Raw genomic sequence first — 13,101 nt, 5'->3', positions numbered from 1 at the left:
TACGCTGTTATTTCTAGTCAAAAATTGAATTCAATCGTGCATAATTACTAGGAAAATACATAACCCTAGAGTAAAAAATTGGTTTTACTCGGGATTAAGTAAATAAGATTTATTTAATATGTGAAGTATTCTTACTTGAAGACTATAAAAAATTAAGAAATGCAGTGAATTTGCATAGAAAGGATTATTTACAAAGAAAATGAAAAATAAGGGTAAAAAAAGGGCAATTTTCTTGCCCCTTTTTTGTTGAGTGCTGTTTTATAACATAGCGCTATTATAAAATTCCACAGGTTCATTCGAGCCTAAAGCAACAGGCACACGTTGATGCAAGCTAGTTGGCGCAATATCTAAAATTCGCGCTCCTCTAGAGGTTGCTTTGCCACCTGCGTTTTCAACTAAAAGTGCTAACGGATTTGCTTCATAAAGCAGTCTTATTTTTCCGTTATCGTTACCGATACGTTTATCCTGTGGATACAAAAATAAACCGCCTCGGCATAAAATACGATGAACGTCGCCGACCATCGCTGCATTCCAACGGATTGAGCTTTTTTCGAAGTTTTCACAGGTGTATAGCAATTTATCAAAATACACTTGTGTTGGTTCGTCCCAGTAACGGTAGTTAGCCATATTAACGGCAAATTCACGACTTTGCTCTGGCACACTTAACTGCTTATTTGTCAGTAAGTAACCGCCGTGTGTTGAGTCTAATGTATAACAACGTGTTGGCCCGCCAGTGCTCATTACAAGTAATGATGAAGGGCCGTATAACACATAACCTGCACATACTTGATTTATACCAGGCTGACTAAATTGCTCGTCGCTGTCAAAAGGAACATCATCACGGGCTAAGTAAATAGTAAATATAGTGCCTATTTGCCCATTAACATCAATATTAGAAGAGCCATCTAGCGGGTCAAAAGCAACAATAAATTGACCTTCAGGATGGCCACCTACCGCATGATCTTCTTCCTCTGATGCAACTGCTCGTACGCTGCTATCGTCAAGTAGGATGTCTTTAAGTAGTTGATTTGCGATTACATCAAGCTTTTTTTGAACTTCACCTTGAACGTTTTCATTCAATGTTGAACCTAAAACACCGGCTAATTCACCTTGGCTTACTCGAAAAGCTATCTCTTTACTGGTCGCTAAAATTGTGCGAATAAGTAAAATAAGGTCGGTATTTACACCGTCTTCTTTCAATACTGTATTTAATCTTTTCATACGCTATACCTATTTACACAATTTAGATCGTCAAAGCATTGCTCTAGCCTTGCAACCATACTTTGCTCTGAATGACGCAGCCATACGCGAGGGTCGTAATATTTTTTGTTTGGCTTATCATCCCCGTCAGGGTTACCAATTTGCCCTTGTAGGTATGCTTGCTTGTCTTTGTAGTAATCTAAAATACCTGTCCAACACGCCCACTGCGTATCGGTATCAATATTCATCTTCACTACGCCATAGGTTAAAGACTCTGCAATTTTACTGTACTCAGAACCACTACCACCATGAAATACAAAGTTAATTGAGTTGCTTGGTAGATTAAATTTTTCTGATACGTAAGCTTGTGAATCTTTTAAAATAGTTGGCGTAAGAACAACGTTACCCGGTTTATATACACCATGAACATTGCCAAAAGATGCCGCTATTATAAAGTTAGGGCTAATACGACTTAAACGCTCGTAAGCAAATGCAACATCTTCAGGTTGAGTATATAAAGCAGAACTATCTAAGTGTGAGTTATCAACACCGTCTTCTTCGCCGCCCGTGCAGCCAAGCTCAATCTCTAGCGTCATACCTATTTTTGCCATACGCATTAAGTAACGTTCGCAAATTTCGATATTTTCTTCTAAAGGCTCTTCTGACAGATCAATCATATGCGAGCTAAACAGTGGTTTGCCAGTCAGTTCAAAGTGTCTCTCACCTTCATCAAGCAAACCATCAATCCAAGGTAGTAGCTTTTTAGCTGCATGATCAGTATGAAGCATCACTGCCACTTCATAATGTGCTGCAACGGAATGTACATATCTTGCAGCACTTACCGCCCCAAGCACTGCTGATTGTTGCTCTGGTAAGGATAAGCTTTTACCACAAAAAAATTGAGCTCCACCATTAGAAAGCTGAATAATAACGGGCGAGTTTTTCTTTTTAGCAGCTTCTAGCGTCGCATTTATAGATGTTGTACTAACAACATTTACCGCTGGTAACGCATATTGGTTAGTACGTGCGTGTTCATACACAGCACTTACTTCGTCGCCAACGATTACGCCTGGCAGTATTGTTGGGGCTAAATAATTCATTTATCAGATCCTTTCTACTTTAAAGCTTGGATACAAGAATCGGTAATTGCTTGCCAATTTTCTTGTTCAACCCATTCTTTTTTCGCTATCCAAGTACCGCCAACGGCGAATACATTATTTAAAGAAAGATAGTCCATTTTGTTACTTTCGCTAACACCACCTGTAGGACAAAAGCTGACTGCTCTAAATACTGACGACACAGCTGATACAAAAGGTGCTCCACCGGCAAGCGAAGCCGGGAATAATTTTTGCTCTTCAAAGCCATATTCAAGCGCCATTAAAATATCACCGGTGTTTGATACACCAGGAAGTACCGGTACATTACATTTAGCAAGCGCTGTAAGTAATGCAGGAGACACCGCTGGCGTTACAATAAAGTCAGAACCCGCTTCAAGTGCTTGCTCTAAAATATCAGTATTTATGACTGTACCCGCACCTACTTTTAGTTCAGGCACTTGTGCTTTAATAGCTTTTAATGCCTCTATTGATGCCTCTGTTCTTAGTACTACTTCAACTAGAGTAAGGCCCGCGTTAGCCATGGCTTTTGCTATTTGAACACCTTGCTCTGGCGTATCAGCTTGAATTATAGGTAGCAGTGTTTGTCCTGACATAAGTTCAGAAAAGCGAGTCATAACGTTGTTCCTTTATAAAAAGTAATGCGGCCGAGGTATAACGGCCTTTAATGTTTGATTATTTTGTTATACCAATTGCATTAAATTAATGAGCTATTATAGCGACAAGAAAATAGCTCAATAACAAGGCTAAAATTATGATACATAGTTGCTCTATATAAATAATTTTTAACGTAGTTAGTGAGTTATTTAATACGCTAAGGTGATCATGTTTTTAATATAATTGGTATCAGATGCCAGCTTCAGCCATTGCTAGCTGAAATATATCTTTTGGAGCAATAGCACCTGGCTGTTGTATAACAGCACCTGCTGCTTTTGCAGCAAGTTGTACAGCACTCGAAATTGGTTTATCAGATAAACGAGCACCTAAGTAAACACCGTTAAAAGCATCGCCTGCGGATGTCGTATCTACAACATTTGTTACCGGTATTATAGTGTGGCTTTGAAGCGTATCGCCCTCTTTTGTCACTACCGATTCAGGGCCATTTTTAACAACAATTTCTTCAATTTGGTAAGGCTTTAAATATTCAACAACTGCTTCTACGCTATGTACGTCATAAAGTGTTGTTAAATCTTCAACGCCAGGTAGGGTAATATCTGCAAGCGTAAAAGCTAAATGATATTGCTCTTTAGTTTCCTCTACACTATTCCACAAACGCGCTCTGTAGTTAGGATCAAAAACTATTTTAACCCCAGCATCTTTAAGCTGCTTTACAACTTTCCAAAAATGCTCACGTGCACTTTCTTCAATTATTGCTAATGAAATTCCTGAAAAGAAAAACATATCACCTTGGCTAAGCTGCTCGAGTGCATCAGCATCTAAAAAATCAACAACCTTTTTAGCTGCAGAATCATTGCGCCAATAAATAAAGCTACGCTCACCATGCTCATCAGTTTCTATGTAGTACATACCAGGTACTTTGGTGTCGTGAGCAAATACAAGTTGCGTATTTATTTGTTCACTCTCAAAGCGTTCTAGCATTTTTTTACTTAAATTATCTTGACCTAAAGCCGTAACAACCGAAGTAGTAACCTGCGGGAAGCAACGTTTTAAATACACTGCAGAATTATAAACATCGCCTGCAAATGATTGGTGCAGTGTTGCCGCGCTCATAGCTCTAAGCTCGACCATGCATTCACCGATAAAGTAAATATTTTTCATCTTGGAAGTTACCCTATGTAGTTAACTGCTATGCACTTATACAAAATATGCTGGCATAGCAGTTATTATCTAGATTATTGAGGCTTTTTAAGAGGTTCTATTTTTGGAATTAAAATCCAAACAGCTGCCATTGCAATGATGGCTAAAGAAGCACCAATTACAAATGCTGGTGTGTAGTTACCATCAGCAGTAAGAATAGGCACAAGCGATGTAAGGCCTACAGCACCAAGTTTTGCCGCCATACCAGAAAAACCTGATAATGTACCTACCGCTTTTTTGCCTAACAAATCACTTGGTAGTGTTTGCACATTACCAATTGCAGTTTGAAAACCAAATAAAATAACAGCCATAATAAGCACCGCTGTCGTTGGTCCGCCAGGATTGGCCATCGCAAGTAACGCTGGTAGCATAATTAAACAACCTAGCGTAATAGTTAACTTACGTGTTTTATCTGTATTCCAACCGGCTTTAAGCCTGTTTTGTGCCAATAAGCCACCAAACCAAGCACCAAACATAGCGCCAACATAAGGTACCCAACCATATATACCAATAGATTTAACATCCATGCCGTATACTTCGTTTAGGTAAATAGGGATCCAAAAAACAAATAACCACCAAATTGGGTCAATTGCGGCAGAGGCAATGATTACACCCCAGCTTTGCTTACGAGAAAGTAACTCAGCAGTTGAAGGATTATATTCTTCTTCGCCTGTTACATCGCCATTATCATCAACACGTCTTTGACCTGTTAAAATGTATTCACGTTCTTCAGCTGTAAGCCAAGGATGAGAGCTAGGCGGCGCTTTAACTAAAATTAACCAAGGCACTAACCAAAGAAAACCTAATACGCCCACAAAAACAAACACCATTTGCCAGCTAAAGTAGATAGTTAAATAAGCAATTAAAGGAATAGCAATAATACCGCCAATTGCGGCGCCAGAGTTGAAGATACCCTGTGCTAAAGCACGTTCTTTAGTAGGGAACCATTCTGCGTTACCTTTAGCTGCACCTGGCCAATTACCGGCTTCTGCTACACCTAAGATTGCGCGAAAAATACTAAGACTAAGTACACCTTGTGCAAATGCATGCGCAACGGTTGCAATAGACCAAACACCTATTGACAGTACAAAACCGAAGCGTGTGCCTACCCAGTCAAATATTTTACCAAATATGGCTTGACCAAATGCATAAGCAAATACAAACACAATTGAAATATTAGCGTATATTTGTTTGCGTTCTAGCGCTGATTCATCAGGAAATAAATCTTCAACAATGTCCGGCCAAAGCACACTAAGTGCTTGGCGGTCTATATAGTTAATAATGGTAGCTAGCGCAATTAGCGCTATAACCCACCAACGTAAGCCTTTAAGTTGCATAATTAATCCTCAAGAAAGTCTTCACGCGCTGGGCTAAAAGTATCAATCAGGATTCCGCCTGTTGGACAGGTAGCTCCATGATCAGCAAATGGTGGGATTAAGCAGCTATCACCCGGTTTTAAGATTTTAGTTACGCCATCAATGTTAAAGTGAAACTCACCTTCAACAACATACGTTACTTGAGAATGTCTGTGAGCATGGTTATAACCAATAGCCCCTTTCTCAAACCAAATTTTAACAGCCATTAGCTCTTCGTTATAACCTAGCATTTGACGTTTTAGACCATTTCCTAAGTCTTCTATTTCGGTCTCGTTACCAAATGAAAAGTTTGCGCTTTGCTTTTGCATCCTATTTACTCCTGATTATTGTTCATCATATAAACGCCTAATCGGCCATTTAAAGTGAACTCTTTATTTTGATAATTGAATGTGTTTTTAGCTGATGTTGGTGCTTTATTAATTGCCACTAAATATGAGTTGCCTTTAATATCAAGTTCAACAAGTGTTAAATCGCCCTGCTGACTATATTCAAGCTTTGTAACTCGACTAACAGCTTCTAGGGTATATTCTTTACTTGGGTTGTACTCACCATGTGGCTCTAATACAGATATAAACTTATGTTGCTTTTGACCCTCAACACGACGAATAAAACCGTTTTCGTTGCGTAAATTAAAGTGAGGGTCATTTGCGCCTATTTGAGTAAACAAGAAAGACTCATCACCTTTAACCAAGCTCGTTTGCGTATAAAAGCGACCATTTTCGTTTAGCCACGTTACTTTAGCTAAACCACTTTGAGGTTGCGCTTGAGCTTTAAGCCATAGATGTTGGTAGCCATTTTTAGTACCTAGCGCAGACAGTTGTGTTGCATTTGCTTTTAACTCAAAGCTGGTATCGATAAGCTGACCTTTATAATGCAAAGGCAGGTCAAGTTGATACGCTTTATTTGCAGCAACATCAAATATATCAAGTGCAACTGTGCTTTGTAGTTCAGGTAAGTTAATAAGTGCAAGCGTACGCTCAAGATCAACGCCGTTATAAGCTGTGCTTATTTCGCCGCTTGAAATCGTGCCGTATTCATTTGTTTCGAAAAAGTTAAGTGTAGGGTAATTACTATTTCCTACTTCAACATTTGCATTAAAATGCGTTGTTTCGTCAACCACTACCGTATTGTGCGCAACAGTGTGTTTGGCGTAAGTTTCGTTTTCAGGTAAATAACGACCGCCGTATTTAGCTTCTACATTTAAAAAACGTGCTGCGCCATAATCAGATACAATTTCATTACCGTGGTCGTAAAATTGCCATGTTAGTTTATCAAAATGACCGTGACCTAAGCCTTGTGCAGCAGGTTTAAATAGTAGAGCTTGATCGCCACCTATCTGCGTTCTCATTACAACTAGAGCACCTTGTTTACCGTCATTACCATCGCCGAAGACAATAGATTTAAACGAATAAGGTTTTGCCATGTTGTTATCAAGTGCTTGAGCTACTTTTAGTCCATCACCAGAGAGAATTATTTGGTCTTGTTGCTTAGCAATATCTAAATAACCCGCATCGTTGGTTAAGCCATATGCTGCCGTTACACCATTAACTAACTCAATGGTATCGATACCTTTACTTTTTATTGCATCGTTAATTGGGAAAAACAAACCGTTGTAGCTAAGTTGAATCGTCGTATCAATCGCTTTTAATAATATGCCATCGCGATATTCAAATATTTTTCGTTGTGGTTCGTTGTTTTCAATCGCTTTAGCAAACGTTACAAAGGGTAATAGTGCAAAGCGTTGATAGTAAGGACCTTCGTTATAGTAACCTTGTGGTGAAAACAGCATCTCTAGCTGCTTGATAAAGCCACCTTTACCCGACTTTTCTAAATCGTATAATGATTTTTCTACCCACTCAGATTCGCCTAATACATACCCTGCCATGCCAACACCCGCTGTTGCCCATGTTCCATGGTTATGTACTTTATTAAATGTAGAGGGTTGGCCTACAGATGTGAACAACGAAACAGGACGGAGTAAGTCATTCTCGATTGTTTTAATGTTATCGGCATTTAACGAGTCATGAATTAGATCATAAGCTTGTATTGTGTACACAAGCCACATTGCTTCATTTAGGCTTTGCCAAAAAAACTTACCTGGATTTTGCGAGTCCATTTTACGTTTTGGATGCAGACCAAGCGTTGGGTATAATTTTGCATACTCAAGCAACATATCACGTACATAGTTTGCGTATTTATCATCTTGGCTTAATTGATAAATAATGCCCGCGTTATACATAAGTTGGTAATTTTTTTTGTGGCGCTCATGTGTATAACCACCACCACCGTCTTTTGGAACGGGTACAGTTATAGGCTGTGCAATTTGTTCATCAACTTGCGCTTTTAGCGATTCAAACGCAGTAGCAAACTTTGTGCTACCGTTGCTACTAATTGCTTGGCGCATTTGCTTAACATCATCAGTAGTAATTACTAAGTTTGGGTGCGCTGCATGCGCCCCCAATGATGTTAGTAATGTAAGTGCAGCTACAGCGGCTATTTTAAAACCTGTTTGGCATTTTAATAAGTACATAGTATTTACCCTGCCTTATTTAAAATGTTGTTGTTTTTTAATACTGCCGTGTGTGGGCCTTTAACTCTTAGTTCTTTAACACTTGGTGCTTTAGTTGCATCAAATATATTGTCTGAGATTTCAGTTTTAGGCTCGCCTACTGTGTGCTCTACAACAATAGGAGCAGATTTAACAAATTTATTATCTTTGATATTAGTAACCTGAACACCGTGAACATAAATGCTCGCTTGCTCTTTGTTACGCTTACCAAGGCCGACGTTATTAAGCGTGTTATTTGTCATTTCAAAATGGGGGCCAAATGTACTTTCATCAGAACCACCACGGTAAAGCTTAACTATGCCGCCTTTTACATCATTAAATGTATTATTATTGACAATAACGTATTCCGCGTTATAAACACCTAAGTCTTCAATTTCAGTATTTAAACGTAAAATATCGCCAGTTACTGCATTAAAGGTATTACCTGTAACAATAATTTCGTCAGCCATTGCACCTTTACCAGTGATAAAGAAATGGAATGAATGATTAATATCTAAAGCATTTAACTGTGAGTTGGTCATTACAAAGCGGTAATTATCAACCATACCCCATTTTTGCGTACGAACAATGCTGTTACCTATTGCATCTGGCGCGTTTTCACCTGAAATTGATAAACCATCTAGTTTTAAGCTGCCGCCATCGTGTATTTCAAACAAGGTAGAGCGTTGAAAAGTAAGTTTAGACTTTGCGTTCTGCTTCGCTTTAATTGTCAACGTTTTATCAATTTTAACCAGTTTAGAAACATCATATTGGCCAGGCGCTAGTTCTAGAACATCGCCAGACTCTGCATTATCAATAGCGTCTAGTAATGCACTTACATCAGCTTTAACAGAATGTGTCTTACCAGAATCAAAATCAACTAAAGCAGGTACTTTTGCATACCAGCTAACACCGGTATCTTCTTTTTTAAGTACTTTTAAATCGCGCTTTGCACCTACATTTAAACTTTTAAATGTTGGGTAAAGTAGACCATTACTTGCTTTTTCAAGCGTGATTTTTTCTTTTTTTACACCGTACGTTAGCTCAGAAAGCACTTTTGTATCTGCAATGTTGTTACTTAGTACCAGCCCGCTTACATCGTCGAATGTTGTAAATGGCTGTTCACCATCTTGATTTATGATTAAGTTGTTTTTCATTACGCTATTTTTAGGGGTTGCGCTACGCTCAGCATCGCTACCTGCAGCAAGTTGAATATGACGCACATTTATAAATGTGTTGTTTTCAATCATCGCATTTTCTACTTGGTGATAACGATTAATAGATGAATTTGGTACGCCGTTCATCACAGTAAAACCACTGCCAAAACGATAGCCTGTTAGGCCTTGTAGGTAGTTATTTCTTACAATTTGATCTTTATTGATAACGCGGATACCACCTGTGTGATCAACACCATTACCAATAAAAACATTTTCTTCTATAAGATTACCATTACCATGGCGCAGCGTTAATGTACCGCGCGCTTCATAAAATACGTTATTACGAAGGATGTTTTTACCTGATTTAACCGAAACAATTTCTACTTCACCATTGGTACGTTCAAAATAGTTATTTTCTACCAATGTATGCGAATCAGTTAGTGAGTAGTGGCTGGTGCCAATACGCAGGGTTTCACCACCGTTCGAACCAAAAGTAGGACGGTAGCCAAAATAGTTGTTGTCTATGCGGTGATAGTTTTCCTGGCTTGCTTTAGTGTTTAAACGAACAGCAACTGTCACACCTTTATTTCGTTTGCCAACTAAATGACTATGATCAAAGCGGTTATGCTGTCCATATAAGGCAACCCAATAATCAGACTCTCGTTTGTCTGGATTACTGTAATTATCGATTACTGTTTGAGTAACTCGTGAATTGTAGGCTAATTCATTTTTATTTTTACGAAATTCTATTACAGCTGAGCTCGGTGTGTAGCCGTCTTTAAATACTAAACCTGAGGCTTCAAGGTATTTACCTGCAAGTCTTAGGTTAGATTGACCTGATAGAATTACTTTTCCGTTAGTTTCAGCGGTTAATATAATAGGAGAGTTTTTTGTACCTTGGCCTTCAAGTAGGATTTCGAAGTCAGACCAAGTACCATTTTTAAGTACTACTTTGTCGCCAGCAACTAGATTGGCTGCGATATCATTAAAAGCTTGTTTACTTTCTATAAAATAATCTTTGGCCGCTATTTGTGTGGATATGCAACCGATGAGAACTAGACTAAGCTTTATTGTATTAATCAAACGCATAGTTAACTCTTTTTCGTTGTGACTGAAAGTAATGCTTCATCAGAATTTAAAAAAGCTGACATTGCACAAAGACTTTAGTCAATTGGTGTCATGTGTGTTAAAGCGCCTTAAGTTAAAACTTAAAGCGCTCAATAAGGTCGAGAAGTATTACTTTTCTAACTTTTTGAAGTAATCAAAAATTTCAGGAACGTTACCTTGACCCATACCAGCGTCAAACGCTGCTTGTAGGTTAGCTGATGAACCTTCAGCGATTTTTGATTCAGTACCTAGGTCTTCTACCATTTGTAGGAAGTAGCCTAAATCTTTGTTTGCGTTAGCAATTGAGAAACCAAGGTCGCTAACATTATCAACTGCATAGTTTTTACAAAATTGCATAAACGGTGAGTTAGATGGACCAGTCGACATGATGTCGAAAAGTTGTTGACGGTCAACACCAGCAAGCTCTGCCACTGCAAATGCTTGTGACATAGCACATACTGTCGTCATGCCCATAAAGTTGTTGATTAGCTTAGTTGTATGACCTGCACCTAACTCGCCAAGATGGAAAACGTTTTCACCTTGATCTTCCAGTACTGGTTTAACTTTATTGAATGTATCAATATCGCCTGCAGCCATAATGTTTAAAAGACCGTCTTTAGCATGTGCTGGTGTACGACCTAGTGGCGCGTCGATCATGCCTGCGCCTTTAGCTGCTAAATCAGCACCAATTTTTTTCGTAGATGATGGGATAGAAGTACCAAAATCAACTAATACTGCACCTTCTTTAATGCCCGCTAGGATACCGTCTTCTGCGTAAACGATTTTTTCTACAACGGCAGACGTTGTAAGACAAAACATAACAATATCAGAACCTTCAGCTAGCTCTTTTGCAGTGCTTGCTGTTTTTGCACCTCGAGCAACACATGCTGCAACCGCATCTTTACTAAGGTCCATAACAATTAGCTCATAGCCTTTGTTTTGTAAATTTTCGGCCATATTGCCGCCCATAAGGCCTAGACCAATGAAACCAATAACAGGTTTTGACATGAATAACTCCTAGATATGATGGCGCAAACTTTTATGAGTATGAGTAATGATTTACCCCATAAAATAGGTACGCTCTGTCTTTATTTTAATTCAGTAGAGTAACCCTTAGTAAGCTAATGAAATAAACCATCTATGTTCTGCAATTTTGCTATATAAAATAACTCTACCTATAAATAAGTTGTCTTATTTGGCTAAAACATTACTGGTTATATATTAACTACGACTAAGTATTACTCTGATAATTTACCAACATATTTAACCCCCTCAAAACAGAGGTTACCAATTGGTATGCAAAAACTTTATTACCATACAGTAATTTTGTCAACCAATAAGTTAACTTTGTAAAACATGTCAATTTACAATGCATTAAACCAAAAACAACTAAGTTACTTAATAACAACAACTTGGTTAATAAAAACCATATTTCAAGCAATAATTTCCAATAAATATTTAAATGTTTTCATAACCATTCACAGGTTGACCAATAATCAAACTTTCACTGTTAAACTTGTTATATTAGACAAAAATAAAGTAAATCAATAAATAAATGTTGTAACAGGATTAGCTCAACCGATTTTATTTGCCTAGCTTGCCTTCATCTATTGCAAAAGCGCATAAAGCTCATACACTGTGCAGTAAATAACAGCTTAATAAATGAAACTAAGGTAATAAAAATGCGCTTATTACATACTATGCTGCGTGTAGCCGATTTGAATAAATCAATTGCTTTTTATACTGAAATACTAGGTATGAAGGAATTACGCAGAGCCGATAACAGTGAATACAGATACACGCTTGCTTTTGTTGGATATGGCGATGAAGTAGATAACACAGTGTTAGAACTAACTTATAACTGGGGCGAAGATAGCTACGACCTTGGTAATGGATATGGCCATATTGCTATTGAGTTTGATGATATTTACAAAGCATGTGCTGATATTAAAGCTGCCGGTGGCAATGTAAGCCGTGAACCTGGGCCTGTAAAAGGTGGTACTACTGAAATTGCTTTTGTAAAAGACCCTGATGGTTATGCAATTGAGTTAATTCAGAAAAAAATATGAGTGAATCTTAAATTACCTACCAACTAATTCAAGTTATAACAATTTGCTTAATGCTAGTCTGCTTATATATGGGGTCTATTTAACGTTAAGAAAATTACGCTAGAACTAGGCAAAAATTTTTGTATCTAGTTGTTCTAAATGAAAATTTTCAACGACGTTATAATGCAATTTAATTCGTTAAATTGATCAAAGATTTATGCTGGTTGGTATAACTATGGAGGGATTTAATTTTATAAATTTTCAAATACTTATTTAGATTGGTATTAAATAAAAGGTGCTTTTCAGCACCTTTTTAACGCAGCTGACTATCTTTACTGCCACGTCTATTAAACGACTTAGCGCTAGTATCATTACCTTCTATTGCAGCTTGGCATGCAACACAATAACGCACTCCAGGTAACGCGAGCCTTCGCGCTTGTGGGATTTTCTCATCACACTCATCACATAGCTCTGCACTTGCGCCAGATATTAAATTGCTTCTTGCAAACTGCACGGCGTCGTTAACACTTGCATCAATTTGATCTTGAATTGCACCGTCTCGTGCCCATCCACTTGCCATAAATCCTCCTAATAAAGTTGGATGTTTAAATTTATGCTACCAAATTGAATCTTTATAAGTACTGAATATTTTTGGATTTTTGGATTTTTGGATTTTTGGATTTTTGGATTTTTGGATTTTTGGATTTTTGGATTTTTGGATTTTTGGATTTT

Annotated in this window: 11 protein-coding genes; 1 reads left to right on the top strand and 10 read right to left on the bottom strand. The window is 38.0% G+C overall.

Annotated elements, in window-relative coordinates; translation table 11 throughout:
• Positions 1-258 precede the first annotated feature (258 nt).
• The 9 genes from NRL14_RS19760 to NRL14_RS19720 form a co-directional block, all read right to left on the bottom strand.
• Positions 259-1,221 carry a class 1 fructose-bisphosphatase gene (locus tag NRL14_RS19760; RefSeq protein WP_096792784.1) on the bottom strand — a complete coding sequence of 321 codons (963 nt, stop codon included), beginning with the start codon at positions 1,219-1,221 and terminating at the stop codon, positions 259-261.
• Positions 1,218-2,300 carry a class II fructose-bisphosphate aldolase gene (gene fbaA, locus NRL14_RS19755; protein WP_007378589.1) on the bottom strand — a complete coding sequence of 361 codons (1,083 nt, stop codon included), beginning with the start codon at positions 2,298-2,300 and terminating at the stop codon, positions 1,218-1,220. The genes NRL14_RS19760 and fbaA overlap by 4 nt, the downstream gene beginning before the upstream one ends.
• 14 nt (positions 2,301-2,314) lie before the next feature.
• Positions 2,315-2,932, bottom strand: coding sequence for a bifunctional 4-hydroxy-2-oxoglutarate aldolase/2-dehydro-3-deoxy-phosphogluconate aldolase (gene eda, locus NRL14_RS19750; protein ID WP_007378590.1), 618 nt, complete (start codon positions 2,930-2,932; stop codon positions 2,315-2,317).
• Between the two features lie 229 nt (positions 2,933-3,161).
• Positions 3,162-4,094 carry a sugar kinase gene (locus NRL14_RS19745; RefSeq protein ID WP_306725422.1) on the bottom strand — a complete coding sequence of 311 codons (933 nt, stop codon included), beginning with the start codon at positions 4,092-4,094 and terminating at the stop codon, positions 3,162-3,164.
• 74 nt (positions 4,095-4,168) lie between these two features.
• Entirely contained in the window at positions 4,169-5,470 is a 1,302-nt protein-coding gene (locus tag NRL14_RS19740; protein ID WP_007378592.1) for an MFS transporter, read from the bottom strand.
• Between the two features lie 2 nt (positions 5,471-5,472).
• The gene (locus NRL14_RS19735; protein ID WP_002962963.1) at positions 5,473-5,817 is read right to left on the bottom strand and encodes a cupin domain-containing protein; all 345 of its coding nucleotides are present in this window, start codon (positions 5,815-5,817) and stop codon (positions 5,473-5,475) included.
• A gap of 5 nt (positions 5,818-5,822) precedes the next feature.
• A complete protein-coding gene (locus NRL14_RS19730) occupies positions 5,823-8,039 on the bottom strand; it encodes a heparinase II/III family protein (protein WP_306725421.1) in 2,217 nt (738 codons plus the stop codon).
• 5 nt (positions 8,040-8,044) lie between these two features.
• Positions 8,045-10,303, bottom strand: coding sequence for a polysaccharide lyase 6 family protein (locus tag NRL14_RS19725; protein ID WP_306725420.1), 2,259 nt, complete (start codon positions 10,301-10,303; stop codon positions 8,045-8,047).
• Positions 10,304-10,450: 147 nt separating this feature from the next.
• Positions 10,451-11,329 (bottom strand): NAD(P)-dependent oxidoreductase, encoded by an 879-nt coding sequence (locus NRL14_RS19720; RefSeq protein ID WP_002962960.1) that lies wholly within the window; start codon positions 11,327-11,329, stop codon positions 10,451-10,453.
• A 674-nt stretch (positions 11,330-12,003) separates the two neighbouring features.
• Between NRL14_RS19720 and gloA the strand changes: the two genes are divergently transcribed.
• Positions 12,004-12,390 carry a lactoylglutathione lyase gene (gene gloA, locus NRL14_RS19715; RefSeq protein ID WP_306725419.1) on the top strand — a complete coding sequence of 129 codons (387 nt, stop codon included), beginning with the start codon at positions 12,004-12,006 and terminating at the stop codon, positions 12,388-12,390.
• 292 nt (positions 12,391-12,682) lie between these two features.
• On the opposite strand, the gene NRL14_RS19710 is transcribed toward gloA, so the two are convergent.
• The gene (locus tag NRL14_RS19710; protein WP_008137432.1) at positions 12,683-12,949 is read right to left on the bottom strand and encodes a DksA/TraR family C4-type zinc finger protein; all 267 of its coding nucleotides are present in this window, start codon (positions 12,947-12,949) and stop codon (positions 12,683-12,685) included.
• Positions 12,950-13,101 lie beyond the last annotated feature (152 nt).

Origin of the sequence: Pseudoalteromonas sp. 20-92, from assembly GCF_030847595.1 — a bacterium.
Lineage (GTDB): Bacteria > Pseudomonadota > Gammaproteobacteria > Enterobacterales > Alteromonadaceae > Pseudoalteromonas > Pseudoalteromonas fuliginea.
Note: the sequence above shows the minus strand (reverse complement) of the source record. Positions and strands in the feature narration are given on the sequence as shown.

What these genes read in the sequence shown, in the direction of transcription:
- eda (WP_007378590.1), bottom strand. Translation starts at nt 2,932, where the DNA reads ATGACTCGCTTTTCTGAACTTATGTCAGGACAAACACTGCTACCTATA.
- NRL14_RS19725 (WP_306725420.1), bottom strand. Translation starts at nt 10,303, where the DNA reads ATGCGTTTGATTAATACAATAAAGCTTAGTCTAGTTCTCATCGGTTGC.
- fbaA (WP_007378589.1), bottom strand. Translation starts at nt 2,300, where the DNA reads ATGAATTATTTAGCCCCAACAATACTGCCAGGCGTAATCGTTGGCGAC.
- NRL14_RS19745 (WP_306725422.1), bottom strand. Translation starts at nt 4,094, where the DNA reads ATGAAAAATATTTACTTTATCGGTGAATGCATGGTCGAGCTTAGAGCT.
- NRL14_RS19735 (WP_002962963.1), bottom strand. Translation starts at nt 5,817, where the DNA reads ATGCAAAAGCAAAGCGCAAACTTTTCATTTGGTAACGAGACCGAAATA.
- NRL14_RS19730 (WP_306725421.1), bottom strand. Translation starts at nt 8,039, where the DNA reads ATGTACTTATTAAAATGCCAAACAGGTTTTAAAATAGCCGCTGTAGCT.
- NRL14_RS19740 (WP_007378592.1), bottom strand. Translation starts at nt 5,470, where the DNA reads ATGCAACTTAAAGGCTTACGTTGGTGGGTTATAGCGCTAATTGCGCTA.
- NRL14_RS19710 (WP_008137432.1), bottom strand. Translation starts at nt 12,949, where the DNA reads ATGGCAAGTGGATGGGCACGAGACGGTGCAATTCAAGATCAAATTGAT.
- gloA (WP_306725419.1), top strand. Translation starts at nt 12,004, where the DNA reads ATGCGCTTATTACATACTATGCTGCGTGTAGCCGATTTGAATAAATCA.
- NRL14_RS19720 (WP_002962960.1), bottom strand. Translation starts at nt 11,329, where the DNA reads ATGTCAAAACCTGTTATTGGTTTCATTGGTCTAGGCCTTATGGGCGGC.
- NRL14_RS19760 (WP_096792784.1), bottom strand. Translation starts at nt 1,221, where the DNA reads ATGAAAAGATTAAATACAGTATTGAAAGAAGACGGTGTAAATACCGAC.